The following is a 24953-nucleotide window of genomic DNA, read 5'->3' as shown; positions in this document are numbered from 1 at the left end:
AACAGTGTGTTATAATAGGTAAGTCGTATAAATCATGCTCAAATAAATTTATTCTTAATTTAGAGTGGGAGGGTTAATGATGCGCGTAAACATTACTTTAGCTTGCACAGACTGCGGCGAACGTAACTACATTTCAAAAAAGAACAAGCGTAACAATCCAGAGCGTCTTGAACTTAAAAAATATTGCTCTCGCGAGAAGAAGTACACTCTTCACCGTGAAACAAAGTAATAATCGCTCATTTAGCCAAAACCACTCGTTGGTTTTGGCTTTTTACTTGCTATCCTTTTGAATTTTCCTATGATGATTCAATGAAATTGATTCATGATAGGAATGTTTAATATAAAAAGCTTGGTTGAAAGTGGGGATTTGTTTGGAGAAAAGGGATTATCGTATAAAAGTGCAGGAAAAGCTGTCCAATATGAGCGATCAGGAATATAGCAAACGTTCATTGGAAATCGCTCGGCAATTATTACAGGAACCATCTATTCAAAAAGCAAATATTATCGCAATTACTTTATCAAATCAGCCGGAAGTGGATACAACGTTTATTATTGAAGAATTATGGAAATTAAATAAATATGTTGCAGTTCCGAAATGTAATCCGAAAGACCGCTCGATGCAGTTTTACAAAATTAACAGTTTTGATGAAACCGAACGAGCATATCAAAATATATTAGAACCGATACCGGAAAGAACGGAACGGATTGAAAAAGAACAAATTGATGTGATGATCGTGCCGGGTGTTGTCTTTGATTATCACGGATACCGAATCGGATTCGGCGGAGGATACTATGACCGCTATCTAGTTGGATTTAAAGGAATACGGTTATCCCTGGCATTTGAGGAACAGCTGTTGAAGGAAGTACCGAGAGAATCACATGATCTTCCGGTACATATACTACTTACAGACAAAAATCGCATAAACTGCGAATAATTGGTGGAGGAACGACAATGAAGTCAATGTTGGATGTGCTTGACATTTTAAAACAATACGGCATTTACATTTACACAAAGGACCGTATTGGAGATTTATACTTAATGGAAGACGAAATAAAGGAATTATATAAATCAAAATTTATTGAAACGAAAGATTTTCAGATGGCCTTGCTGATTCTGCGTCAGGAAGAGCAAAGGCTTAAAGCGGGAAAATAACTGGAATTTAGCGTATAATAGAAAGAATTATATAGAGGAATGCTTGTTTACTTAGGTTTTTAAACTATTTGACGAACATCTCCTGAGTGAAACAGCGGGAACAAACCGCTGTTTTCATATTTCACGAAACCTTTTCAAGTTTAATACGTACTAAATAATAGTGCGATTTTATGAATGTAAACTGTTTAAACGAAATTCTGTTGCGGATTTGTTTGAAAAGCTTTAACATAGATTTTGTTTGAATGAAGATTTTACACAAATAAAACAATGTATTAAAAAAAGTCGAATATGTAAAGAGAGGATGTATAGGATATGAAAGATTTTAAATGGCCTAAACATTCGATATTAGCGATTGCCGTAATAGCAACCTGGATTAAAACTGTAATTGTTTATGAAACTAGCTTTGATATGAAGATAGAAAATGCAATGCAATTGTTAATTTTGATTATCAATCCATTAAGCTTTTTATTGTTCTTCTATGGATTGTCGTTGTTCTTGAAATCACAAAAAGCGCGAAACCGCTATGTTATCGGCAGTAGTATTTTACTTGCCTTCGTATTATACGGAAATGTTGCCTTTTACCGTTTCTACAATGACTTTGTAACCTTGCCTGTTTTATTCCAAACGAGCAATTTTGGAGAGTTGGGAACATCGGCAGCAGCAATAATCAGTTGGATGGACGTATTCTACTTTGTGGATGTTTTACTGATTATTATTGCCGTGAAGCTTTTACCGAAAGCGGAAGAGCAGCTACTGCCTATCCGTAAAGATGCGCGTAAAGCGTACTTTGTCATGACGGCCGCTATTTTGTTTTTAAACTTAGGTTTAGCAGAAACAGAGCGTCCGCAATTATTGACACGTGCTTTTGACCGGGAACTGTTAGTAAAAAACATCGGAACTTATAACTACCACCTATACGATGTTTATGTTCAGTCGAAATCATCAGCTCAGCGTGCGTTGGCAGACGGCAGTGAGCTTGTTGAAGTGAGCAACTACGTTCGTGCAAACCAGGCGGAACCTAATATTGAAATGTTCGGCAAATATGAAGGCCGAAATGTAATAGCAGTATCGTTGGAATCATTGCAGTCTTTTGTTATTAACGAAGAAATGAATGGGGAAGTCGTGACACCGTTCCTGAATTCATTAACAAATGATAAAGATACGTATTATTTCAGTGACTTTTACCACCAGACGGGATTAGGGAAAACATCGGATTCCGAATTTATTTTCGAAAACTCGTTATATGGCTTAGGTCGGGGGGCAGTATTCTTTACTCATGGTGAAAATACGTATAATTCCTTTGCAGAGCGCTTAGGGGAAAATGGATATTTCACGAATGTTATGCATGCAAACAACAAATCATTCTGGAACCGCGACATGATTTACAAGTCATTCAAATTAGACCAGTTTTATGATATTGAATCGTACGAAGTAACGGAAGAAACATCTGTAAACTGGGGATTAAAGGATATCCCATTCTTTGAGCAATCAGCAGCATTGATGAAAGAAATGCCACAGCCGTTTTATAGCCGTTTGATTACTTTAACAAATCACTATCCTTTCTATTTGGATCCGGAAGATATGATGATTCCTGAATATGATTCGAATTCAGGCACGTTAAACCGTTATTTCCAAACAGTGCGCTATTTGGATGAATCGGTGAAGGAATTCTTCGATGATTTAAAAGAACAGGGTTTGTATGAAAATTCAATTATTGTGATGTACGGGGACCACTACGGAATTTCCGAAAATCATAATAAAGCAATGGCAAAATATTTAAATAAAGAAGAAATCACACCGTATGACAGTGCGCTTTTACAGGCAGTCCCATTATATATCCACATTCCTGGTTCAAATGATGGACAAGTGATGGATAATGTAGCCGGTCAGTTGGATATTCGTCCGACATTACTGCATCTGTTAGGTATTGAAACTTCAAAAGATATGCAATTAGGTGCTGACCTGTTCTCGGAAGAACATGAGGATTTCGTTATTTTCCGTGATGGTCGTTTTGTAACAGATCAATATGTGTATGCAGGTGAAGTATGCTACGACCGTGAAACGGGAGATGCAATTGATACGAAAGCTTGTCAGCCGTTTATTGACCGTGCTACACAAGAGCTGGAATACTCGGATCAGATCATTAATGGTGACCTGTTGCGTTTCTATGATACAGAAACAGGGAACCTGCTGATTGATACGAATTATAAATAATTAAAGCTGCACCGGAGAAATCCGGGAGCAGCTTTTTTCTCATATAAAAAAACGTATTGCTTCAACGGCAATACGTTTTTTGGTTGCAATTAGTGAGTTGGTGGATAGCCTTGATTTAATACCGTCATAATGACGAACCAACCGAAAACACCTGCAGCTAAAGCGTTGAAGGCAGCAGCTAAAAGGTTTTTCTCTTTGATTGATTGGAATATGCCAATTACGCCAAAAATTGCAACTAAACCGAAAATAACCATTAATAAGTTCATAAAAAATTGACACTCCTTTCGACATTCCAAAAAATGTCTCAACAATATTCCTCTTTTATTGTAAAGGTTTCCAAATCGTTTGTCGAGAACTAAAAATGGCGTTTGTTTGAACGATAACTTTCACTATGAGATCGTTAGAAAAAATGTATAATGGAAACTGAGGTGATGATCTATGTTAAATGTTAGAAAATATAGTCTTGGACCGATTCAAACGAATTGCTACATTGTGAGCAATAAAGAAAAAGACTGCTTAATTTTTGATCCAGGTGAAGAAGGGGCACGAATTGTAAATGAATTACGTAAAAATGGCTTAAATCCATTAGCTATTTTATTAACCCATACACATTTTGATCATATTGGTGGGGTGGATGCGATACGGGAAATATACAAAATCCCGCTGTATGTCCATGAAAAAGAAGTGGACTGGCTTGCGGATCCGATGAAAAATGGATCCGGCAAATACGCGGAATTGCCAAATTATATTGTCAAAAAACCTGAGGAAGAACATATTATCCGAAAAGAAGGGGAGATGACAATCGGTACGTTTACCTTTACGGTAGCCCATACGCCAGGACATTCCCCGGGTAGCGTATCCTTTATTTTTAAAGACGATGCGTTTGCAATAGTGGGCGATACGTTATTCGAACAAAGCATTGGTCGGACTGATTTAATCGGAGGTTCGATGAATGTCCTGCTGAAGTCGATTCACGATAAGCTTTTATCATTACCGGAAGATACAATTATTTATCCTGGGCATGGTGACTATACGACACCGGAGGCAGAAATGGACTCCAATCCGTTTTTAAATGGTTTTTAAATCATGTATAAATGAAAAAACGACCGCTCTATTGAAGAGCGTGTCGTTTTTTAATGTCCGCCACCTGGAGTGTGTATGAATGTTGTGTAATAGGTGAAACCGGCGAAGAAAACAGTCAAGTATGCGCCAAAAATGTACATGTACATGCGTTCTGAAAGATTTAAGAAGCCTAATAATAAAAATAAACCTGTATTACCTACGAATAATAGCGAAACCTCGTTCATACCACCAAGGTAGAACATCACGGCGAAAATAGCAGTCCAGAATGCCATAACTTTATACATATTGCTCATCAAATATCCCTCCTTTTCTAAAAAAATAGAATAGTCTCCCATTCATTATAAATCAAGTTTCTGGATAATGTAAACTGGGAGATATGGAAGAGTTGTGACAAACGCATATTTTTTCCATTAATTGTTTACGGAAATTTTGTATTTACAATAGTCACAGTCGCTTACCATGCTTTCCATTTTCGTAATTTCATTTTGATTAAACAATGTATCAACTTGTCCATACAAATATGATTCATGGAGCTGACATACAATTTCTCCGTAGTTTGTTACTTGTTCTTGGAAGGGGCAGTTGAAAAGTGAGAATATGATTGTTTTGGATTGTTGATGTTCAACTACTTCCGGAATATAACCTATTAATGTTGCACTTTTAGTTAGCATGGCTAATTTCTCATCAAAAGTAAGTGGAGATTTTCTTTTAAGAGAGTTCATTTGTTCAAGCATCGATTGTTTCCCGTCACGGTAACTGATTTCCTGCGCTTTACTTATTGCTGCTTCACCAAGCTCATGAATAAGTTCGAGCGACCATTTAATTAATGAAGATTGGTCTCGTCTAGGAATACTTAAATTGATACCTTCTTGTTTTGCTTTATATACTCTCCCAGGTCTTCCGCCTTTTCCGGTCTTTAAATGTTCAGAAGAAATGGCACCGATTTCTGCAAGTTTGGTTAAATGCAGACGTGCTACATTCGAATGGATTTTAAATTGTTCCGCGATTTCCTGAACAGATAAAAATTGCTTTTGCTGCAACATAAATTCATAAATAGAAAACCGGGTTTCGTCGGCAAAAGTACTAGAAATTTTAATAGGATGTATCATATGCAAACCCCCAATACGATAAAAATTATAAAATACTAACTTTACTATTATTCTACATGAATTATTCGTGAATTTGTTGATATTGAAAGAAAATTCCTATTAAAAAGAAATTTTATCTGTTTTCATTCAAATTCCTGGACAGGCCATTTATAATGGAGTCACAGTAATATTTGTGAAGGGGTGATTTTCATAAAACAGTTATCAATCATTGAACAAAAATGTTTGGAGCTTTTATCCAAGGCAGCACAGCTTAACGTGACCGATGTTCATTTTCTTCCTAGGGAAGGGTGTTATGACTTATTAATGAGAAAATACGGCCGTTTTGAAAAGGAGGAAGAACTTCCTACAGAGCTCGCGATCCGTATGATTTCCTATTTCAAATTTCTTTCTTCACTTGATATCAGTGAAAAGAGAAAGCCTCAAAGTGGTTCCTTCCAAAAATTTATTGACCAGTCCATGTATGCCTTCCGGATTTCTACGTTACCTTCCAGTTTCTTCAGGGAAAGTTTAGCTGTTCGTATATTACGGCAAAATTATACCGTCCCCATACAGACTTTATGTCATTTTCAGGAAAGTGTTGAACAGTTATATAGATTGGCCAGACTGGAAAGCGGGTTAATTTTAATTAGCGGTGCGACAGGAACAGGCAAAACGACAACGCTATATTCATTGCTCCAATATTGTTCACAGCAATTGTCCCGTCATGTCATTTCATTAGAGGATCCAGTGGAAAGCAGACAAGAGCAGCTATTGCAAATCCAAGTAAATGAACGAGCCGGAATGACATATTCAGCGGGTTTAAAAGCAATATTAAGACATTCTCCGGAAGTGATCATGCTGGGAGAGATTCGGGATAGGGAAACTGCAAAGGTTGCTATAGAAGCGGCGTTTTCTGGACATCTTGTTATTTCGACGATCCATGCAAAAGATACGGTTAACTGTATTTACCGGCTTCATGATTTATCGGTTTCATTCGAGGAAATGCGGCAGATGCTTAGAGCTGTTGTTTCTCAGCGTCTATTCAAATCAAAGTCTAACGACTATAAAGCGATTTTTGAATTTTTAACAGATAATCAATTACAGCTTGCCATTGAAACAATCATCCATGAAAGATCTTTTACACTGCCGTTTGAGCAGACATTGGCAGGTCAAATGACAAAACTTCTAGGAGATTCCTATGAGTATACAGCTCCTTAAAAACATCTCACCTGCTGTCCTGTTTAAAAAACCGGTCATTAAGCCCTCGGAACTTCCTACATTACTTAAACGAATTTCCACACTGTTAAATGAAGGCTATACATTTACCCATAGTATCGAAATGCTGTTGCCCTATCATGTTAAAAAATATGAGCCGGTCCAACAAGAAATTTCGGGTATTTTACGCGGGGGCGGTAGTGCGACACAAGTTTTCCAACTGCTTTGCCTTGATAAACAATATTTAGTATCAATTGAGTTAGCGGAAGTGACTGGCAAGCTGAGCGAAGCGATCGGTCTTGTGGCAAAGCAGCTCGTCTTTCAACAGCAGGCGAAAACAAAACTCATAAAAGTGATGTCGTATCCGCTCATTTTATTTACATTTTTAATTTTACTGTTTTTAGCCTTTCGAACCTACTTTTTGCCGAATATGTCCTCTGTTATCACATCCCGTGTCCATAGTGAATCGTCCGCAAGTATTCAGTGGTCGAAGTTTTTCCTCCATATGCCGGACTATATCGTTGCAGTTGCAGCGAGTCTCGGAATAGCTCTTTCCGTTTTTATTTACTATCTTCGTAAGAAACGAATAGAAATGCAGCTTCATCTACTGTTTAAACTTCCGTTAATCGGCCTTTTTTGGCGGCTTTTCCTTACGAGACAGTTTGCCCGTCATTTAGGTAATTTATTATTAGCTGGGTTCTCTCTCCAAAAAGCATTCGATCATTTAAAGTTCCAACAGCACCAAAAGCAGATTGCCTATATTGCCGGTATACTTCAAGAACGCATTCTTATTGGCGATTCATTGGAGCGGGCGGTGGAAATCGTCGGCTTTTTCTATCCGAAGTTTGAGCATTTTATTGCACATGGGGAGGCGAGCGGTTTATTGGGACGGGAACTTATTTTATATTGTGAGCTTTTGGATGAAAAGCTTCAGAAAATAATTGAACGAATACTGGCGGTTATTCAGCCGTTGCTTTTTGTTGTCATTGCCGTTTGTGTCATTGCTGCTTATTTGAGTATTTTAATTCCGATGTATGATGTCATTGATTTTATATAAGAAGAGGTGGAGCTGATGAAAAATGAAAAAGGATTTACATTGGTAGAAATGCTTGTCGTTTTATTAATTATTTCCATTTTGATATTGATTACAATTCCCAATGTTTCGAAACATTTCGCAACAATCGATGAAAAAGGCTGTGATGCTTATATTATGATGCTTCAAGGACAAGTCGAGGCATACAAATTAAACCATAATGAGTATCCGTCTTCGGTCTCGGATTTAATTAAAGAGGATTATATTGTCGAAGAGGATTTGAGATGTCCTGATAATACGGAAATTGAAATCGTAGACGGTAAAGTTATTGGACCGGGGAACAGCGAAACGTAATAATGAGACGAAAAGTTAAGTTACTGTTAACAGATGAAAGAGGTTTTACATTATTGGAGATGCTCATCGTCCTCTTTATTTTTTTAATCATCAATTCAGCGATTCTTTATTTTTCACAGAAGCCTTTAATGGATTATACAGAAAAACAGGTGATAAACCAGAATGAGATGTTTATACGCATGGCACAATTATTATCCATAGAGACCGGAACCTCCCATAGCTTCGAAATTATTAACTGTCACCGGATTCGAATAAGGGAGCGCAATACCTTTAATATTGTCTACGATCAGCGGATAGCGCGGCCGATTCACATGTTTTTATCCACTCCAAATAGTCGGCTGATTTTTAATGCAAAAGGGAATGTCCAGGCATTTGGAAGACTGACTTACCATTTTGAGAATATAAGTCATCAATACTCCATTAATATCGGGAAGGCCAGAATTTTGGAAAAGGAGGTTTTCCATGAGTCAAAAAGGGCTAACTCTTGTAGAAACATTGTTAGCAGTCGTCATTTTATTTTTTCTTTCGTCGACTATCATTCCGCTCACATTTAATATGAAACAGCAAATTGCCATTAAAAAAGTTCAGGCACATGCGGCGGAAGTGGCTTATATAGGGGCGATGAAATATAAAAGGTATGGACAAGCAGCTGGAATTCAGCAGATTGATGGGGTCTTGTTTCAATGGATTTATGATGGCAGCCAAGTGTGTGTCCATTATGACAACAATGAAAATGAAGAGGAACTTTGCGTATGAATTTTAGACAAATATTTAATGAGCGGGGGTTTACATTACTTGAAAGTTTATTTCAATTAACTGTATTTATACTTTTTTCTGCAATTAGCCTGCTTATTCTTTTATGGATTCGGGATCTTCATCAACTTGAATTGATGAAAGATGAAGTGAACTGGGAATTGTTCGTATATGATCTTCATCAATACAATATGAACTCTGCATCTGGGAAGGTCCTCAATTCCAATACACTGCAACTGGAAATCTTAAATGACCCCGAGGAGAGGTTGTTTGTCTTTGATAAATCGGAAGAGCATTTGCGTAAAAGATCGAATAAAGGGGGGAATGAGATCATGCTTCCTTTTGTTGAGGAATGGGAGCTGGCGGTTGATGAAAATGAATTGAAGATGAGGGTAGTGATGAAAAATGGAACAAGGCGCGAAAGAGACCTCGTATTACCATTGTCTCCAAAATGAGAAAGGTGCATTATTTTTGCTTGCTGTATTTTTATTGTTCATAGTTTCCGGAGCTGCTGTTTTCTATACAAATGCATATTTTGCGCAAATAAAAGTATATAATTCATTGGAATCTATTTACGTTCGTGCTACGATAAATATACTAAATTTACCTTAAAGTTCGACTTCTTTTTGCAAAGTCGAAAAAATGTCGCATTATGCGATTTTGTTTGACCTAAAAATATTTTTGATCAAATCGCAAAATAGAAACGAAAGAACAGGTAGAGGCGTAATTGATTAAGTAGTCCGTAATAGAAGAAGGTGAACAGCATGCGTAAAATTTATTTAGTAGGATTTATGGGGTGCGGAAAAAGTGCGATTGGAAGACGTTTAAGTTTTTTCTTGAAAATGCCGTATTACGATATGGATCACGAAATTGTTCGACAGCAGGGTATGACAATTCCTGAAATTTTCGAGAAATACGGTGAAGCACACTTCCGAAAAATCGAGACGGAATTTTTAAAGAATTTTCGTGATGAAGCATGCATTATCGCAACAGGCGGTGGGGTTGCCGTGAATGAAGAAAACCGGAAAATTATGCGCCGGACAGGGCTTGTATTTTTTCTGGATGCAAAATTTGAAGATATTTATATGCGGATTCGGAATGACAAAAACCGTCCCATTGTTCAATCATCAACGGAGCAAGAATTGGAAAACCTGTATCACCAACGCAGAAAGAATTATCGACTAGCTGGCCATATACAAGTACTGACAGCCGGGAGAACATTAAGACAAATTGTTGAGTACATCGGCTTTCAAGTAAAACGTCTTAAAGGCGAATAATTGCTATATAATTGTGTTTAATGTTCGTATTTTGAATAAAATTAAAAAAAGATTGCGTTTGCATTACATTCAATGTTAGGATATTGCTAAGAAGAGCAATAACATGAAGTAAATAAGCTAACGCGGATGATGGTACGGGGAGAGAACGTGATGTCACGTCGCCGAAGGAGCAAATAGCCACGCTATGAATCTCTCAGGCAAAAAGACTCGTATCGGACGCAACTCTGGAGAGTGCTGTAATAGCAAATGTTGCGAACAGCCACCAACGGGGAAAGCCTAAATTGTGATAGTGGATCAAATTTAGGTGTAACTTTCAGGTGCAAGGACAGAGAATCTCGGTAAAGGGGATTCGTCTGTCTTTTTTTTGTGGAGAAATCGGCTTTTAATATTCTGATGATTCTAATAAAAAGATAGATTTTATACCTTTCTAGGTGTAATGTTGTTTCCCCCTTTGCAAGGCAATACGAACATACATAATTAAAGGAGGAAATGAACATGACAAATGAATTAAAGCTAAAGCGCACACCACTTTTTGACGAATATGCAAAGTATGGTGGGAAAACAGTTGATTTTGGCGGCTGGGAGTTGCCTGTACAATTTTCTTCGATCAAAGATGAACATGATGCGGTACGTAATCGCGCAGGACTTTTTGATGTATCCCATATGGGGGAAATTATCGTAGAAGGTCCGGATGCGCTTGTATATTTACAAAAGATGCTTTCCAATGATATTTCGAAAATTGCAGTTGGCGGCGCACAATATAGTGCACTTTGCTATGAAGACGGCGGTGTTGTTGACGATTTACTGACATACCGTTTGGAAGATAACCGCTATTTACTTTGTGTTAATGCAGCGAACATTGAAAAGGATTTTGAATGGTTGCAGCAGCATGTCGAAGGGGATGTCAAAGTGACGAATGTGTCAGATGACTATGCCCAAATCGCCTTACAAGGTCCTTTATCTCAGGAAGTTCTGCAAACATTAACAGCAACAGACTTAACGGCAATTAAATACTTTAAATTCCAGGACAATGTGGATGTAGGCGGTCATTCGGTTCTTGTTTCCCGCTCAGGCTATACAGGAGAAGACGGATTTGAAATTTACGGTGCACCAGCAGCGATTGTCGAACTTTGGAACAGAATTCTGGAAGCAGGAAAAGACAAAGGTGTAGTAGCTGCCGGTTTAGGAGCACGTGATACACTTCGCTTTGAAGCTTGCTTACCCTTATATGGTCAGGAGATTTCAAAAGAAATTTCACCACTGGAAGCTGGGATTGGTTTTGCAGTGAAATTGGCGAAAGAGCCGCAGTTTATCGGGCAGCAAGCACTAATCGACCAAAAAGAAAATGGCCTGACTCGTAAATCAGTAGGCATCGAAATGATTGATAAAGGTATTCCTCGTCACGGCTATAAAGTATTTAAAGATGGCGAAGAAATTGGCTTTGTAACAACAGGAACACAGTCACCAATGACAAAGCGCAATATCGGCCTAGCTTTAATTGACGCAAAATTCACTGAAATCGGAACTGAGTTAGAAATTGAAGTTCGAAAAAATAGAGCTAAAGCAGTTGTGGTAGAAACACCATTTTATAAGCGTGCAAAATAAACTTTTGAAAAGAGGGTTAACAATGAAACATCGTTATTTACCAATGACGGAACAAGATAAACAAGAAATGTTAGACCGTATCGGAGTTGCGACAATTGATGAACTTTTCGAGGATATTCCTGAAAAAGTCCGCTTCCAAGGGAGCTACAATATTAAACCTGCAAAGTCTGAAGCTGCTTTAATGAAAGAGCTGGCACAACTTGCTGCAAAAAATAAAGATACAGCAAGCAATATTTCATTTTTAGGTGCAGGTGTATACAATCACTATAAACCGGTTATTGTCGATCATGTTATTTCACGTTCAGAGTTCTATACTGCGTACACACCATACCAGCCGGAAATTTCTCAAGGTGAACTTCAAGCGATTTTTGAATTCCAAACGATGATTGCGGAACTGACAGGCATGGATATTGCTAACTCTTCTATGTACGATGGTGGTACGGCTTTGGCAGAAGCAGGTATGCTTGCTGCAGGTCATACACGTCGTGGTAAATTACTCGTTTCAGGAGCTGTACATCCGGAATATCAAGATGTTGTGAAAATGTATGCGACAGGACAATCAATTGAAGTCGTTACAATTCCTACAAAAGACGGTGTGACAGACATCGAAGCACTAAAAGGCTTAATCGACGATCAAACAGCCGGCGTTATCGTTCAATATCCGAACTTCTTTGGTCAAGTTGAAAACCTACAGCCGCTAGCTGATATTACACATGATGCAAAAGGATTATTTATCGTATCCGCAAACCCGTTAGCTCTTGGCATTTTAACACCACCAGGAAAATTAGGCGCAGATATTACAGTTGGGGATGCACAGGTATTCGGAATTGCAGAAGCATTCGGTGGTCCACACTGTGGTTATTTCGCGGTAACAAATAAGTTAATGCGTAAAGTACCTGGCCGTCTTGTTGGGGAAACAGTAGACCAAGATGGACGTCGTGGTTATGTATTAACATTACAGGCTCGTGAGCAGCACATCCGTCGTGACAAAGCGACATCAAATATTTGTTCAAACCAGGCATTACTGGCACTTGCTTCTTCAGTAGCAATGACAGCCCTTGGAAAACAAGGTATGCAGGAAATGGCGAAACAAAATATCGTGAAGACACGCTTTGCTAAAAATGCCTTTGAAGCAGCTGGATTTGAAGTTATTTATCAAGGCGCACACTTCAACGAAATCGTAGTCAATACAAAGCATAATGTAACAGAAATAAACAAAGCATTAATCGAAAAAGGCATTATCGGCGGCTTTGACTTAGGTCGTGTCTATCCGGAATTAGAAAATCATGCACTCATTGCTGTTACGGAAATCCGTACAAAAGAAGAGATCGAGCAATTAGTTGCAGAAATGGGGGCTTACAATGCATAACGAAAACCAATCACTCATTTTCGAAATTACAAAACCAGGTCGTGTCGGCTACAATTTAGAGCCATTGGATGTTCCTGATTTTGACCTGGAAGAACTGCTGCCAAAAGAGTTAGTACGTCAGGAAGCGGCTGAACTGCCTGAAGTTGCAGAATTAGATATTATGCGTCACTATACAGCACTCTCACGCCGTAACCACGGTGTGGATTCAGGGTTCTACCCACTTGGTTCATGTACGATGAAGTACAATCCGAAAGTCAATGAAACAGTTGCACGCTACGCTGGTTTTGCCAATGTTCACCCATTACAGGATGAGTCGACAGTACAAGGTGCAATGGAATTATTATATGATCTGCAGACATCACTTCAGGAAATTACTGGTATGGATGAAGTGACATTACAGCCGGCAGCAGGCGCACATGGCGAATGGACAGCATTAATGATGATCCGTGCATTCCATGAGGCAAATGGTGAAGGTCACCGTAACAAAGTAATCGTACCGGACTCGGCTCACGGTACAAACCCGGCTTCTGCTACAGTTGCAGGATTTGAAACAATTACAATCAAATCAGGTGAAGATGGCTTAGTTGATCTTGAAGATTTACGCCGTGTTGTCGGTCCTGATACAGCAGCGCTTATGCTGACAAACCCGAACACGTTAGGCTTATTCGAAGAAAACATTTTAGAAATGGCTGAAATCGTGCACGGTGTCGGCGGTAAGGTTTACTATGACGGCGCGAACCTAAACGCTGTAATGAGTAAAGCACGTCCTGGCGACATGGGCTTTGACTGTGTTCACTTAAACTTGCACAAAACATTTACAGGTCCACACGGTGGCGGTGGTCCGGGTTCAGGTCCAGTAGGAGTAAAAGCGGATTTAATTCCATTCCTGCCTAAACCGGTATTAGTGAAAAAAGAAGATGGCACATTCCACTTCGATTACAACCGTCCGCAGTCAATCGGTCGTGTGAAACCATACTACGGAAACTTCGGAATTAATGTACGTGCATATACGTACATCCGTTCAATGGGGCCAGATGGCTTGAAGGCTGTAACTGAATATGCAGTATTAAACGCAAACTACATGATGCGCCGCTTGGAAGAGCACTTTGATTTACCGTATGACCGTCACTGTAAGCATGAGTTCGTGCTATCTGGTCGTCGTCAGAAAAAACTGGGTGTTCGTACATTGGATATCGCAAAACGTCTTCTTGACTTTGGCTACCATCCACCAACAGTATACTTCCCATTAAATGTGGAAGAGGGTATTATGATCGAGCCAACAGAAACAGAATCAAAAGAAACATTGGATGCATTCTGTGATGCAATGATTCAAATTGCTCAAGAAACGATCGATAATCCGTCAATCGTACAAGAAGCACCACATACAACGGTAATCAGCCGTTTAGATGAAACACGTGCTGCACGTACACCTGTGTTACGTTATACAAAAAAAGAAGAAGTAACCATTTCATAAATTGTGACAAAAAGGTCAGAGCTGTTTTCTGACCTTTTTTCTATGAGCAAGGTTAGACTTCTTACGTGTCACTATATAATGGTAGAAACTACTGATAATCAGACAATTTTGTTTCTTAGGCCCGGTGAATGAAAATTAAAAAGCCCCCTACAATGTAGAGAGCTTTAGAATTAGTTTTTCGATTTAACTTTACCTGTCCAAGTTTTGAAACCGCCTTGTAATTGGAAAAGTTGGCTATAGCCTTTTTTCTTTAATGTCAACGCAGCTCGTGCACTACGACCAGAGTTTTGGCAGTAAAGGTATACAGGAAGGTCCGGACGGATTTCTTTATGACGTGTATTAAGCTGCGTCATCGGGATGTTTCGAGCACCTAAAATGTGTCCCGCTTCGAATTCTTTAGGTTCGCGTAAATCGATTAATTGTGCTTTACGGTAACCTTCAATAAATTGCTCTTGTGTTAAGTTTGTTACGGATTTTTTTAAGCGCATAGAGTTGATTACTACGTAAGCAACGATTACTACTAAAATTACTAGTATCGTATATAAAATTGTCACTGCGATATTACCCCTTTCTTTCTGTACTATCTATTATAAGAGATGAACTAGAGTTAGTCGAGCGAGTTTGTTAAAATGAATTGGTGGAGGCGAGAAATTATGAAAAAACAATGGTATTTTATAAATTCGGGTCCGTGCAGCCCGGCCTATAACATGGCACTGGACGAAGCATTGCTGGATTGGCATAGCCAAGGGGAAATACCGCCTGTTATTCGTTTTTACGAGTGGAATCCTGCAACATTATCTATCGGTTATTTCCAGCAAGTACATAAAGATATTAATTTAGAAGCTGTAAAAAAGCAAAACTTAGGTTTCATCCGTCGACCTACAGGCGGACGTGCCGTTTTACATGACCAGGAGCTTACATATTCAGTGATTGTGACAGAGAGCTACCCAAATATGCCCGATAGCGTTACAGAGGCATATCGCGTCATTAGCGAAGGGATTTTACAAGGGTTCCGTCTTTTGGGATTGGATGCTTATTTTAGTGTGCCGGAGACGAAGGAACAGCTGGATGATTTGAAGAAACCGAAAAGTGCGGTATGTTTTGATGCGCCAAGCTGGTATGAACTTGTTGTCGAAGGAAAAAAAGTGGCCGGCAGTGCGCAGACACGTCAAAAAGGTGTCATTTTACAGCATGGCGCTATTTTACTGGACCTGAACGAAGAACTGCTGCTATCAGTATTTAATTTTGCTACGGCCGAAGCAAAAGAGAGAATGCGTAAAAAGTTACCCGAAAAAGCAGTGGCGATGAATCAGTTTGTCGACACACCATTTACAATCGAACAATGTGTGAATGCATTTTCCAAAGGATTTGAAGCAGCTTTGGACATAGAACTAATTCCTTATGAATTATCGGAGCAGCAAACCCAATATGTAGAACAATTGATGCAAAAAAAATATTTAACAGATGACTGGAATTTCAAAAAATAGATTGCGAACATGTGTTTTTGTTTTTTGTAAAAAAATTTTCATACCCGAAACGTTGATATAGATGGATTCAACAAAAAGAATAAAAAATCAAGCCCTTGTTTGAAAAAAAGATTTATTGTAATCTTTTTAAATGAAATCATTTAACCCTACATATAGAATAAAAATATCCAATAAAACACAATATATTGTATATAAAAGTGTTTATTGGAGAAAAATGTAGGGAATGGAATTTACAAAATCGTTCAAAGGGGGGCTTACGCGGTGGCAAGTGTTTTAGAACAATCCATCCAAGTCAATCAATTAAATCAAGATATTGAGCAATTTCCTCAAGTGCACCCGATTACACCGGATATGCATATTACGCATAAAGGTGTATCTCGTCTTGTAATGATTGACCGTTATTCTTTTAAAGATACGGAAAAGAAAACATTAAAAACAGGGGATTTTGTTGTTTTGACAGTAAAACAAGATCCGAAATTCCCGGCGCGTGGACTTGGCATTATTCATTCGATTAATCAGGAAAAGAAAACCGCCCTTATTAAAATTGATGAAGATTACCGTCACGTATTGGAAGGCGAAGAACAAGAAACAGGCATTATCGAACGGTCATTGGATATTATTGAAAAGCCGCTCGAAATTTTTTATGAACAGATTGCGAAACGTAATGCGACTGGTTTAGCCTCAGTTGAAAAAACAGAAGAAAAGCGTCAGGAATGGTTCGGGAAGTTTTACGAAGAGCTTGTGTCGATGAACTTCATCCCTGCAGGACGTGTAATTTACGGGGCAGGTTCGGAAACAGAAGTAACATTCTTCAACTGTTATGTTATGCCATTTGTAGCCGATTCCCGTGAAGGCATTAGTGATCACCGCAAGCAAGTAATGGAAATTATGAGCCGTGGTGGCGGTGTCGGTACGAACGGTTCAACACTTCGCCCACGCAACACATTGGCGCGCGGTGTAAACGGTAAATCAAGCGGATCGGTAAGCTGGCTTGATGATATTGCCAAGCTGACACATCTTGTTGAGCAAGGTGGGTCGAGACGTGGTATGAGTATATAATATGGGTGCCTCGTCTTTAAAAAAACCTCGTGAATTGCTGGAAACTCTTTATATGCACGATCAGCTACAACGTAACTAGAAATGGTAAGCGTGAATGCTTGAAAATGATCGTGGGACAAAGACAATCAGCAGCCAAGCTCCGCTGAAGGAGAAGGTTCAACGACCATCGAAAACACACAATTTGTGGAAGTGAGTAGAGTAGGGGTGAAGTCACTCCGAAGTGCGAGGACGTATATAAAATACGTAAGATATGGTCTCAACTCTATGGTGACATAGAGAGCGCGGAAGTAACGGTCCGCCAAAGATAATTTGGCCCAAATGATTATGCTGGCAGATTGGCATCCGGATATTGTGGAATTCATCATTTCAAAAATGCAAAATCCGCGTATTCTGCGTTATCTGATCGAGAACACAGCAGATGAATCAATTATTCGCCTGGCAAAAGAAAAATTAAAATTCAAGCCTTTAACACAGCAGGAAGATGCGATGTATCAAGGCATTGTGAACTATAAAAATATTGAAGGTTTTGGCGGTTTTAACGAAGCGATTATTCGCGACGCTGAAACGAAACTGCGTGATGGCGGAACGTATTCAGTCCATAACCCGGATTTCCTGACAGGCGCAAACATTTCGGTGACATTAACGAAAGAGTTTATGGATGCTGTAGAAAAAGATCTGGACTTCGAATTACGCTTCCCGGATGTAGAGAACTACACTCCGGCTCAAATGCTGGACTACAACGAAAAATGGCATGAAGTTGGCGATGTTCGTGAATGGGAGAAGCTTGGTTATCCGGTTCGTACGTATCGTACAATCAAAGCGAAAGAACTGTGGAATCTAATCAATGTCTGCGCAACATATGCAGCAGAACCTGGTATTTTCTTCATTGATAACGCAAACGACATGACAAACGCAAAAGCGTACGGTCAGAAAGTTGTTGCGACAAATCCGTGTGGAGAACAACCATTAGCACCATATTCTGTTTGTAACTTGGCTGCTGTTAACTTGGCGAAGTTTGCAGACAAAGAAACGAAAACAGTTGATTTTGAAGCGTTACGCAAGACGGTAAAAGTTGGCGTACGTATGCAGGATAATGTAATTGATGCAACACCATATTTCCTGGAAGAAAACAAAAAGCAGGCACTGGGCGAACGCCGGGTTGGTCTTGGTGTAATGGGTCTTGCCGACTTGCTGATCTACTGTGAAAAAGAGTACGGCTCTGAAGAAGGCAATGCACTTGTTGATGAAATCTTCAAAACAATTGCGGTTGCAGCGTATGAAGAGTCAGTTGAACTGGCAACAGAGCGCGGCAGCTTCCCGTTCCTTGAAGGACAAACAGAAGCTGAAACAGCACGTTTACGTGAAGCATTCATTAACACAGGCTTCATGAGAAAAATGCCGCAGCATATTCGCGAAAATATTGTGGCAAATGGTATTCGTAACTCGCATTTATTGACGGTTGCACCTACGGGTAAACAAGTTGCCCCGTACATTTGTAAAAATGTAGCGTAAACTTGGCTGTATGCGGGAAACCCTGGCGTATCTTTTACTACCTAGCTTTGCCAGCCTTAAAAAGGTAAAAATGTAAAAGTGTTGATAAGAAATTATCTACCAGACAATCCGCAGGGAAGTCGTGGCTGACCCCTCAACGACTACACGCCGAGCACCATTAATTTTACGAACTCCTGTTCTTGTTTTATAATTAATAAAACAGGTGAAGGGTGATTCGATGAAAAAGAATTGTCTTAATTGTGCAAAAGAGATTAATGTAAAACCAAGTCAATTTGAACGGAAGAAATATTGTTCTAGAATCTGTAAAACAGAGTATCAAAAAAGCAATCCACCTCAATTTTGGAGTGAAATGTCAAAAAAAGAATTGATTTCATGTACTTATTGTAAACAAAAAATATTGAGGAAACCTTCTAACATTAATAAAACAAACTTTTGCAATATAAATTGTAAAAAACTATATCAAATACAAAATGGTCATTTAATTAATCAGCATTTAAGAAAAGATGTTGAAGTTAAATGTCTAACCTGTCATCAATTTTTTATTGTACCTAAAAATCGTGAGCATACAGCGAAGTTTTGTTCTAAAGGATGTTTAGGAAAAGCTAATGGTATTAGAGGAAAGGAACAATATCGTAAGCGAATTATTGTTTCTTGTAGTAATTGTCATAAGAAATTTGAAAAAACTCCCTCTACTATTAGAAAATTAAACTTTTGTACTGGAACATGTATGTCCATCTATTATGTCGAGAAAGAACTGTTTTCTGGTGCTAACAGTGGTACATGGACAGGTGGTAGGGTGTCATATTATGGGCCTAATTGGTATAGCCAACGGAGGAAGGTTAGAGCAAGAGATGAGTATACTTGCCAGGATTGCGGAATTACAGAAGCAGAATATGGACAGGAGCTTTCCGTACATCACATTATTCCTTTTAAACAATTTAACGGGGACTGGAAGAAAGCGAATCAGCTTTCAAATTTAATTTCTTTATGTGAATTCCCGTGTCATCGTAAGAGACATTCTAAAATGGTTGATGATATAGTCTGACCCATATGGCGACATATGGAGCGGGTAATAATAGTCCCGCCCTCTAAAATTAGAGAGTAACAAAAGTGAGTACAGGTACAATGGTCGGAGTTGCAACAGGGCTTGAACCTTACTTCAGCTTCACTTACTACCGTTCAGGTCGTCTAGGGAAGTTTATTGAAGTGAAAGCTGAGATTGTAAAAGAGTATTTAGATGCGAATCCGGGTGTGGATGAAAATAATTTACCGGACTGGTTCAAATCATCAATGGAGCTTTCTGCTGAAGCACATGCAGATGTTCAGTGCATCATTCAAAACTGGATTGATTCATCGATTTCGAAAACAGTAAATGCACCAAAAGGCTATGGCGTAGAGCAAGTACAAAAAGTGTATGAGCGTCTATACCGAGGCGGTGCGAAAGGTGGTACAGTGTATGTCGATGGATCTCGTGATACACAAGTACTGACTTTAAAAGCTGAAGAAGCAAATTCAGATGAGCAATTAGAGTTTGAAGAATTAAAACAAACAGAAGACCAAGTGAAACGTCAAGTGGTGTTGGTGGATACAATCAAACCGTTGACAGATACAGACGTGACAATCGGTTCTGAAGTTGGCAATACATGTCCGGTTTGCCGTCAAGGTACGGTAGAGGAAATGGGCGGCTGCAACACATGTACAAACTGTGGTGCACAGCTGAAATGTGGTTTATAAAAAATAATATAGTTTGATAAAAAATAACCTCTTCGGTAAGATGACCGTAAGAGGTTATTTTTCCTTTCCGAATATTAAGCAGGGAATATTACAGGCATTACTCGAATAGAGTTGTCCATAAATTATAATTTTATTTCTTCGACTAATGGGCGCTATCCGATTTATAGGAGTAGCGCTTATTTTCTTTTTACGGTTATTATATTCTAAATGAAGGGAGCGGCAACTTATGGAGGAACAAGTAAGGATTCTAGTAGTAGAGGATGACGATGCGATAAACCAGTTACTTTGTGATATTGTCAGAAAAAATGGTTACATCGCACAGCCGGCCTTTTCCGGGACGGAAGCGCTACTCTATCTGCAAAATAAGGACTGGGATATGGTATTGCTTGATCTGATGCTTCCGGGGATGTCTGGAGATGAAATACTTTCAAAAATAGCTGATCAAAGTAATATTCCGGTAATCATCATTTCTGCAAAATTGGATCAGCAAACAAAAGTAGGCATGCTGAGAACAGGAGCAGACGACTATATTACAAAGCCTTTCGACAATGAAGAAGTTTCTGCCCGAATAGAATCTCATCTAAGAAGATACCAGCGTATTAATAAGTTCTCAAACAAGACGAAACTGCATTATAAAAATATTGAAATTGATTCGGAAGCAAGAACGGTATATGTACAAGGAGAGGAACTAAGTTTTACAGCCCGTGAATATGAGATATTGGTTCTTTTATTATCATCTCCGAAAAAAGTCTTCACAAAGAAAAATTTATTTGAAAGTGTTTGGAAAGAGGTATTCTATGGGGATGACAATACAATCAATGTCCATATAAGCAATATACGAAACAAGTTGGCATCCATCAACCCTGATGAGCAATATATCGAGACGGTCTGGGGAATTGGCTATCGGCTCAAAACTTAAGACTTTCTTTAGATTTTTCTTAAGAGACTGTTAATGTTTCCTTTCTATACTGAGTGTATCAAGTTGAGGAGGGAAGTTTTATGAGCGATTACGTACTAAAAACAAGTAATTTAACAAAACAATTCAAAAATCAGATTGCGATAAATAAAGTGAACGTATCCATTAAAAAAGGCTCCATTTATGGTTTTATCGGAGCAAATGGAGCGGGGAAATCTACACTTATACGAATGGTTACGGGTCTGGCCAGTCCAACTAGCGGGTCCATTGAATTGTTGGGGCACAGCGACAGTCAGGAACTGGTTAAGGCGAGGAAAAGAATCGGCACAATTATAGAAGGACCGGCATTATATCCGCATATGACCGCTGCTGAAAATTTAGAAGCACACCGGCTATTGAAAGGCATTCCGGGGAAAGATTGTGTAGAAAGAACGCTTGCGATAGTGGGCCTTCAGCAGACCGGGAAAAAGAAAGCGAAGAACTTTTCATTAGGTATGAAACAACGGCTTGGAATCGGCATTGCGTTACTTGGAGATCCTGAATTTTTAATTCTTGATGAACCGATCAATGGCCTGGATCCGATGGGCGTTGTTGAAATACGTGAATTATTGAAAAAATTAAATCAGGAATATGGTATGACGATTTTAATTTCCAGCCATATATTGAGTGAATTACATTTACTTGCGACCCATTATGGAATCATTCATCAAGGTGATTTACTGGAACAAATAACGGTGGATGAGCTAAATGAAAAATGTCAGCAATATTTGCATATTAAAGTGAATAATCCTGAAATGGCTGCCACTGTTATTGAAACGATGCTTTCGACAAATAACTTTGAAGTCATGCCGGATGGCTGTATTAAACTCTACCACTATGTAGATACCCCCGGAAAGGTTTCTACGGCTCTTGTTAATGAGGGATTGGTCATTGAACAATTCATGCCAATGGGACAAGATCTGGAATCTTATTTTATGAACCGTATTGGGGGTATGCAAAATGGATAATTTAATGAAAGCTGAATGGTTTAAATTGAAGAAAGACCGTTCGCTATGGACTCTGATCATCATTCTGACTGCTGTTAGTCTTTCTTATCCTTTGTTAATTGTATTTGATGACGGAGCAGATTCAATTAAAGTGATGGATTTTTATCAAAATACAATCCTGCAGGGAAACAACTATGTTATAAGACTTGTTCCATGTATATTAGCCGGCTTCTTTATATCCAGCGAATATTCAATCGGTACGATGAAAACGATTGCTGCTTCAGGAAATAGCAGGTTCCGCCTTTATTTTGCAAAATTGATCATCTACTCCATTGGTGCGGTTTTAATCTCATTGATATTTCCTGTTATTTTTACGGGAGCTGTCTCGGTTGTCTTGAATTTCAATGGGATGCCGGAGTTCGGGTACTTTATAGGAACAATCGGATTGACGATTCTTTATGCAATCGCATTTGCATCAATGATGGCTTTGTTTGCCACAATCTTTACGGATAGCGGTAAGGCAATCGGCTTCATGCTGATCTTCTTCATTATTTTTGATAGTGTTTTATATTTATTGAGCAGTGTATCCCCGATATTTGAAGTCATTTTCAACTATTCTGTATTTAAGTTATTTTTGGATATTGTCAATTACGATACTGTTCACAGTGCTGAAATGGTGAAACTGATTGCAGTTCCTGTTATTACTTTTACAGCTCTCGGAATTTTAGGGAGCATCTTATTTTATAAAAAAGAAATAAAATAAATGAAGGGCGGGTGAGGAAAATGATTTATGTGGCGTTAATTTCTGTATTAATCACAGTAATGATCCTCATCCGTTTTCTATTTCTGAAAAAAGAAATACGTCGTGTTACTGAACAATTACAGGAGAGAAGCACTCTCGGTATAGATAGGAAAATCAGTCTTGCTTTTTTCGATAACGATATAGAGAAACTGGCCGAGGAAATTAATGTTCAGATTGACGAGACAAAGAAAGCCGATGCACAAAAAAGACGTACAGAAAATGAATTAAAGCAGGCAATTTCAAATATCTCACATGATATTCGTACACCGATGACTTCAATATTGGGGTATATTCAATTTTTGGAGGATGATAATACCCCATCTGAAAAAAGAAGAGAGTATATTTTGATTGTGAAAAATGGGGCGTTGCGACTAAAAGTGTTACTGGAAGAATTTTTTGAGCTGACCGTAATTGAGTCGGCAGATTATCCGTTAAAGGTGGAATCCGTTCAATTAAATGATTTGGTTTTGGAAGTCTTGGTTGGATTTTATGAAGAATTCAATCGAAGAAATATCGAGCCGACCATTCATATTCCTGAGCAGGAAATTATTGTAAAGGGCGATTCTTCTGCAGTAAAGAGGGTAATAGAAAATTTAATTACAAACGCTTTAAAACATTCCACTGGCAATGTAACAATTACGCTTAGAAGTACCTTGTCATCTGTCGAGCTTATAATCAGCAATCCTGCTTCTCAATTAAAAACAGAAGATCTTTTTTTCCTGTTTGACCGTTTTTATAAAGTGGATCAATCTAGAAAGGGAAAAGGTACGGGACTTGGTTTATCTATTGCAAAAAGCTTAATGAAAAAAATGAACGGAAGCCTTACTGCAGAACTGAAGGAAAACCAGTTATTGATGATATGCAGATGGCAAAATCCCAATTTGTCAGAAAACAAATTTTGATACTCCCTGCTGGCTGGCCACGCCCGCGGAAAGCGTCCTGGAATGGAAATCAATTTTAACGTTCAGCAAGAAAATGCAATTTTTCTCTTAAAGAAAAATTGCATTTTTGGGTTATGTCCCGGCCTCTTTCGTCTTTCTAAAAACGTAATCGGCCGGTAGCAGGATTTACTAATGGCCATGCGCGGACATCGATCTTTTTGGAGAAGTGCAGGATTGGCAGGTCATTTTCCACAATAATCCCTTGCTTGGACAGCATTGTATTTAGGGTGATTTCACCTTCTGCTTGTTGTAAAATCCACGGATGGTGCAAAATATCACAGCGCACCGGGTCACCTGAAGCATTTAATGTGTAGAAACAGTAACGCTCGGTGATCCATTCCTCGAAGCTCCCTTTTATCGCTAGAAACGGATCGGAGATGGGTTTATAACGGGCCGCGAATACAATGTCTGATTCATCACGTCTTTTACTTTCAAACAGTACGGTATTCCCGAAGTTTTTAATATCCATCTTAGCGAAATGATAAGGTAAATGGAAAAATGTGCGGGCCCCTTTTACAGCCGGCCAATTATCCGCATCCAAACTGAAAAAGTATACACCCGGTTTTCCATCAATCGTTACATAGGTACGCACATTAAGTTCCGGAAATTCGTCGGTGCCGGGAACAGGCGGCAATCCCCGGAGTCTCACACCGGACATGCGAAACGGAACAACACCAACCCAGCACACACCATCATATGCATCTAATTCCATCGCATTCGGAACTAACTTCCGCAACACTTCGTATTTAACCGGGTAATGGGCGAATAACAGATCACTCCACGTTTGTTTCATCCCCCAAGGCAAATTTGGCAGCGGCCAAGGACGATGACTGTCATTCCATTTGTTTTCTTGTATGTTTAGGAGTTCCACCATAGTTCGTCACTTCCTTCACATCTA

Annotated in this window: 27 protein-coding genes, 2 pseudogenes and 1 riboswitch; of the genes and pseudogenes, 24 read left to right on the top strand and 5 right to left on the bottom strand. The window is 38.9% G+C overall.

What is annotated here, in order from left to right; translation table 11 throughout:
* The first annotated feature begins 79 nt into the window (after positions 1-79).
* From rpmG to MKZ25_RS11950, 4 genes are all read left to right on the top strand, one after another.
* Entirely contained in the window at positions 80-229 is a 150-nt protein-coding gene (gene rpmG, locus MKZ25_RS11965) for a 50S ribosomal protein L33 (protein ID WP_008408521.1), read from the top strand.
* A gap of 142 nt (positions 230-371) precedes the next feature.
* Positions 372-935 (top strand): 5-formyltetrahydrofolate cyclo-ligase, encoded by a 564-nt coding sequence (locus MKZ25_RS11960; protein WP_340801698.1) that lies wholly within the window; start codon positions 372-374, stop codon positions 933-935.
* Between the two features lie 17 nt (positions 936-952).
* Positions 953-1153 (top strand): YqgQ family protein, encoded by a 201-nt coding sequence (locus MKZ25_RS11955; RefSeq protein WP_340801697.1) that lies wholly within the window; start codon positions 953-955, stop codon positions 1151-1153.
* Between the two features lie 312 nt (positions 1154-1465).
* Entirely contained in the window at positions 1466-3367 is a 1902-nt protein-coding gene (locus tag MKZ25_RS11950; RefSeq protein WP_340801696.1) for an LTA synthase family protein, read from the top strand.
* A gap of 89 nt (positions 3368-3456) precedes the next feature.
* Here MKZ25_RS11950 and MKZ25_RS11945 read toward each other — a convergent pair whose 3' ends face one another.
* A complete protein-coding gene (locus MKZ25_RS11945; RefSeq protein WP_008404364.1) occupies positions 3457-3633 on the bottom strand; it encodes a DUF2759 domain-containing protein in 177 nt (58 codons plus the stop codon).
* A 172-nt stretch (positions 3634-3805) separates the two neighbouring features.
* On the opposite strand from MKZ25_RS11945, the gene MKZ25_RS11940 reads away from it, so the two are divergent.
* Positions 3806-4450, top strand: coding sequence for an MBL fold metallo-hydrolase (locus tag MKZ25_RS11940; RefSeq protein ID WP_340801695.1), 645 nt, complete (start codon positions 3806-3808; stop codon positions 4448-4450).
* 50 nt (positions 4451-4500) lie between these two features.
* Here MKZ25_RS11940 and MKZ25_RS11935 read toward each other — a convergent pair whose 3' ends face one another.
* Entirely contained in the window at positions 4501-4743 is a 243-nt protein-coding gene (locus tag MKZ25_RS11935) for a DUF2626 family protein (protein ID WP_008404362.1), read from the bottom strand.
* 117 nt (positions 4744-4860) lie between these two features.
* Positions 4861-5559 carry a helix-turn-helix transcriptional regulator gene (locus tag MKZ25_RS11930; protein ID WP_340801694.1) on the bottom strand — a complete coding sequence of 233 codons (699 nt, stop codon included), beginning with the start codon at positions 5557-5559 and terminating at the stop codon, positions 4861-4863.
* Between the two features lie 180 nt (positions 5560-5739).
* Here MKZ25_RS11930 and comGA point away from each other — a divergent pair, with 180 nt between their 5' ends.
* From comGA to gcvPB, 10 genes are all read left to right on the top strand, one after another.
* A complete protein-coding gene (gene comGA, locus MKZ25_RS11925) occupies positions 5740-6756 on the top strand; it encodes a competence type IV pilus ATPase ComGA (RefSeq protein ID WP_340801693.1) in 1017 nt (338 codons plus the stop codon).
* A complete protein-coding gene (gene comGB, locus MKZ25_RS11920) occupies positions 6737-7810 on the top strand; it encodes a competence type IV pilus assembly protein ComGB (protein WP_340801692.1) in 1074 nt (357 codons plus the stop codon). Before comGA ends, comGB begins: the two co-directional genes overlap by 20 nt.
* Positions 7811-7825: 15 nt before the next feature.
* Entirely contained in the window at positions 7826-8140 is a 315-nt protein-coding gene (comGC, locus tag MKZ25_RS11915) for a competence type IV pilus major pilin ComGC (protein ID WP_340801691.1), read from the top strand.
* Positions 8141-8142: 2 nt separating this feature from the next.
* Positions 8143-8694 carry a prepilin-type N-terminal cleavage/methylation domain-containing protein gene (locus tag MKZ25_RS19870; RefSeq protein ID WP_445326868.1) on the top strand — a complete coding sequence of 184 codons (552 nt, stop codon included), beginning with the start codon at positions 8143-8145 and terminating at the stop codon, positions 8692-8694.
* Positions 8603-8896: a type II secretion system protein gene (locus MKZ25_RS11910; RefSeq protein ID WP_340801690.1), complete on the top strand. Its 294-nt coding sequence runs from the start codon at positions 8603-8605 to the stop codon at positions 8894-8896. Before MKZ25_RS19870 ends, MKZ25_RS11910 begins: the two co-directional genes overlap by 92 nt.
* Positions 8893-9348, top strand: a complete 456-nt coding sequence (gene comGF, locus MKZ25_RS11905; protein WP_340801689.1) for a competence type IV pilus minor pilin ComGF — start codon at positions 8893-8895, stop codon at positions 9346-9348. The genes MKZ25_RS11910 and comGF overlap by 4 nt, the downstream gene beginning before the upstream one ends.
* Before the next feature lie 309 nt (positions 9349-9657).
* Positions 9658-10170 carry a shikimate kinase gene (locus MKZ25_RS11900; RefSeq protein WP_340801688.1) on the top strand — a complete coding sequence of 171 codons (513 nt, stop codon included), beginning with the start codon at positions 9658-9660 and terminating at the stop codon, positions 10168-10170.
* A gap of 126 nt (positions 10171-10296) precedes the next feature.
* A riboswitch (glycine riboswitch) is annotated at positions 10297-10389 on the top strand.
* A 276-nt stretch (positions 10390-10665) separates the two neighbouring features.
* The gene (gene gcvT / locus MKZ25_RS11895) at positions 10666-11775 is read left to right on the top strand and encodes a glycine cleavage system aminomethyltransferase GcvT (protein WP_340801687.1); all 1110 of its coding nucleotides are present in this window, start codon (positions 10666-10668) and stop codon (positions 11773-11775) included.
* A 22-nt stretch (positions 11776-11797) separates the two neighbouring features.
* Complete coding sequence (gcvPA, locus tag MKZ25_RS11890; protein WP_340801686.1) at positions 11798-13144, top strand: aminomethyl-transferring glycine dehydrogenase subunit GcvPA; 1347 nt, start codon at positions 11798-11800, stop codon at positions 13142-13144.
* Positions 13137-14618 carry an aminomethyl-transferring glycine dehydrogenase subunit GcvPB gene (gene gcvPB / locus MKZ25_RS11885; protein ID WP_340801685.1) on the top strand — a complete coding sequence of 494 codons (1482 nt, stop codon included), beginning with the start codon at positions 13137-13139 and terminating at the stop codon, positions 14616-14618. The genes gcvPA and gcvPB overlap by 8 nt, the downstream gene beginning before the upstream one ends.
* A 170-nt stretch (positions 14619-14788) precedes the next feature.
* Here gcvPB and MKZ25_RS11880 read toward each other — a convergent pair whose 3' ends face one another.
* Positions 14789-15172, bottom strand: coding sequence for a rhodanese-like domain-containing protein (locus tag MKZ25_RS11880; RefSeq protein ID WP_079527702.1), 384 nt, complete (start codon positions 15170-15172; stop codon positions 14789-14791).
* A gap of 99 nt (positions 15173-15271) precedes the next feature.
* Here MKZ25_RS11880 and MKZ25_RS11875 point away from each other — a divergent pair, with 99 nt between their 5' ends.
* The 9 genes and pseudogenes from MKZ25_RS11875 (at position 15272) to MKZ25_RS11835 (ending at position 24016) form a co-directional block, all read left to right on the top strand.
* The gene (locus MKZ25_RS11875; RefSeq protein ID WP_340801684.1) at positions 15272-16105 is read left to right on the top strand and encodes a lipoate--protein ligase family protein; all 834 of its coding nucleotides are present in this window, start codon (positions 15272-15274) and stop codon (positions 16103-16105) included.
* Between the two features lie 261 nt (positions 16106-16366).
* A pseudogene (locus MKZ25_RS11870) lies at positions 16367-17152 on the top strand (ribonucleotide reductase N-terminal alpha domain-containing protein); the annotation flags it as partial.
* 321 nt (positions 17153-17473) lie between these two features.
* Positions 17474-18676, top strand: coding sequence for a hypothetical protein (locus tag MKZ25_RS11865; RefSeq protein WP_445326867.1), 1203 nt, complete (start codon positions 17474-17476; stop codon positions 18674-18676).
* A gap of 217 nt (positions 18677-18893) precedes the next feature.
* Positions 18894-19721 carry an HNH endonuclease gene (locus MKZ25_RS11860; RefSeq protein ID WP_340801683.1) on the top strand — a complete coding sequence of 276 codons (828 nt, stop codon included), beginning with the start codon at positions 18894-18896 and terminating at the stop codon, positions 19719-19721.
* A gap of 68 nt (positions 19722-19789) precedes the next feature.
* Positions 19790-20410, top strand: a pseudogene (locus tag MKZ25_RS11855) (response regulator SirA); the annotation flags it as partial.
* Positions 20411-20636: 226 nt separating this feature from the next.
* On the top strand, positions 20637-21329 hold the full coding sequence (locus MKZ25_RS11850; protein WP_340801681.1) for a response regulator transcription factor: 693 nt from the start codon (positions 20637-20639) through the stop codon (positions 21327-21329).
* 80 nt (positions 21330-21409) lie between these two features.
* Positions 21410-22333, top strand: coding sequence for an ABC transporter ATP-binding protein (locus MKZ25_RS11845; RefSeq protein WP_340801680.1), 924 nt, complete (start codon positions 21410-21412; stop codon positions 22331-22333).
* Positions 22326-23075: an ABC transporter permease gene (locus tag MKZ25_RS11840; RefSeq protein ID WP_340801678.1), complete on the top strand. Its 750-nt coding sequence runs from the start codon at positions 22326-22328 to the stop codon at positions 23073-23075. The genes MKZ25_RS11845 and MKZ25_RS11840 overlap by 8 nt, the downstream gene beginning before the upstream one ends.
* A gap of 20 nt (positions 23076-23095) precedes the next feature.
* Entirely contained in the window at positions 23096-24016 is a 921-nt protein-coding gene (locus tag MKZ25_RS11835; protein WP_340801677.1) for a sensor histidine kinase, read from the top strand.
* Positions 24017-24152: 136 nt separating this feature from the next.
* On the opposite strand, the gene MKZ25_RS11830 is transcribed toward MKZ25_RS11835, so the two are convergent.
* Positions 24153-24929 carry a YqjF family protein gene (locus MKZ25_RS11830; RefSeq protein ID WP_340801676.1) on the bottom strand — a complete coding sequence of 259 codons (777 nt, stop codon included), beginning with the start codon at positions 24927-24929 and terminating at the stop codon, positions 24153-24155.
* Positions 24930-24953: the final 24 nt, after the last annotated feature.

Origin of the sequence: Solibacillus sp. FSL W7-1464 (genome assembly GCF_038004425.1) — a bacterium.
Taxonomy (GTDB): Bacteria; Bacillota; Bacilli; order Bacillales_A; family Planococcaceae; genus Solibacillus.
The sequence above is the reverse complement of the archived record's forward strand: the minus strand, read 5'-3'. Positions and strand labels throughout refer to the sequence as shown.

Coding starts and splice junctions, on each gene's coding strand:
- rpmG (WP_008408521.1), top strand. CDS start 80: ATGCGCGTAAACATTACTTTAGCTTGCACAGACTGCGGCGAACGTAAC.
- MKZ25_RS11955 (WP_340801697.1), top strand. CDS start 953: ATGAAGTCAATGTTGGATGTGCTTGACATTTTAAAACAATACGGCATT.
- MKZ25_RS11950 (WP_340801696.1), top strand. CDS start 1,466: ATGAAAGATTTTAAATGGCCTAAACATTCGATATTAGCGATTGCCGTA.
- MKZ25_RS11945 (WP_008404364.1), bottom strand. CDS start 3,633: ATGAACTTATTAATGGTTATTTTCGGTTTAGTTGCAATTTTTGGCGTA.
- MKZ25_RS11940 (WP_340801695.1), top strand. CDS start 3,806: ATGTTAAATGTTAGAAAATATAGTCTTGGACCGATTCAAACGAATTGC.
- MKZ25_RS11935 (WP_008404362.1), bottom strand. CDS start 4,743: ATGAGCAATATGTATAAAGTTATGGCATTCTGGACTGCTATTTTCGCC.
- MKZ25_RS11930 (WP_340801694.1), bottom strand. CDS start 5,559: ATGATACATCCTATTAAAATTTCTAGTACTTTTGCCGACGAAACCCGG.
- comGB (WP_340801692.1), top strand. CDS start 6,737: ATGAGTATACAGCTCCTTAAAAACATCTCACCTGCTGTCCTGTTTAAA.
- comGC (WP_340801691.1), top strand. CDS start 7,826: ATGAAAAATGAAAAAGGATTTACATTGGTAGAAATGCTTGTCGTTTTA.
- MKZ25_RS19870 (WP_445326868.1), top strand. CDS start 8,143: ATGAGACGAAAAGTTAAGTTACTGTTAACAGATGAAAGAGGTTTTACA.
- MKZ25_RS11910 (WP_340801690.1), top strand. CDS start 8,603: ATGAGTCAAAAAGGGCTAACTCTTGTAGAAACATTGTTAGCAGTCGTC.
- comGF (WP_340801689.1), top strand. CDS start 8,893: ATGAATTTTAGACAAATATTTAATGAGCGGGGGTTTACATTACTTGAA.
- MKZ25_RS11900 (WP_340801688.1), top strand. CDS start 9,658: ATGCGTAAAATTTATTTAGTAGGATTTATGGGGTGCGGAAAAAGTGCG.
- gcvT (WP_340801687.1), top strand. CDS start 10,666: ATGACAAATGAATTAAAGCTAAAGCGCACACCACTTTTTGACGAATAT.
- gcvPA (WP_340801686.1), top strand. CDS start 11,798: ATGAAACATCGTTATTTACCAATGACGGAACAAGATAAACAAGAAATG.
- gcvPB (WP_340801685.1), top strand. CDS start 13,137: ATGCATAACGAAAACCAATCACTCATTTTCGAAATTACAAAACCAGGT.
- MKZ25_RS11875 (WP_340801684.1), top strand. CDS start 15,272: ATGAAAAAACAATGGTATTTTATAAATTCGGGTCCGTGCAGCCCGGCC.
- MKZ25_RS11860 (WP_340801683.1), top strand. CDS start 18,894: ATGAAAAAGAATTGTCTTAATTGTGCAAAAGAGATTAATGTAAAACCA.
- MKZ25_RS11850 (WP_340801681.1), top strand. CDS start 20,637: ATGGAGGAACAAGTAAGGATTCTAGTAGTAGAGGATGACGATGCGATA.
- MKZ25_RS11845 (WP_340801680.1), top strand. CDS start 21,410: ATGAGCGATTACGTACTAAAAACAAGTAATTTAACAAAACAATTCAAA.
- MKZ25_RS11840 (WP_340801678.1), top strand. CDS start 22,326: ATGGATAATTTAATGAAAGCTGAATGGTTTAAATTGAAGAAAGACCGT.
- MKZ25_RS11835 (WP_340801677.1), top strand. CDS start 23,096: ATGATTTATGTGGCGTTAATTTCTGTATTAATCACAGTAATGATCCTC.
- MKZ25_RS11830 (WP_340801676.1), bottom strand. CDS start 24,929: ATGGTGGAACTCCTAAACATACAAGAAAACAAATGGAATGACAGTCAT.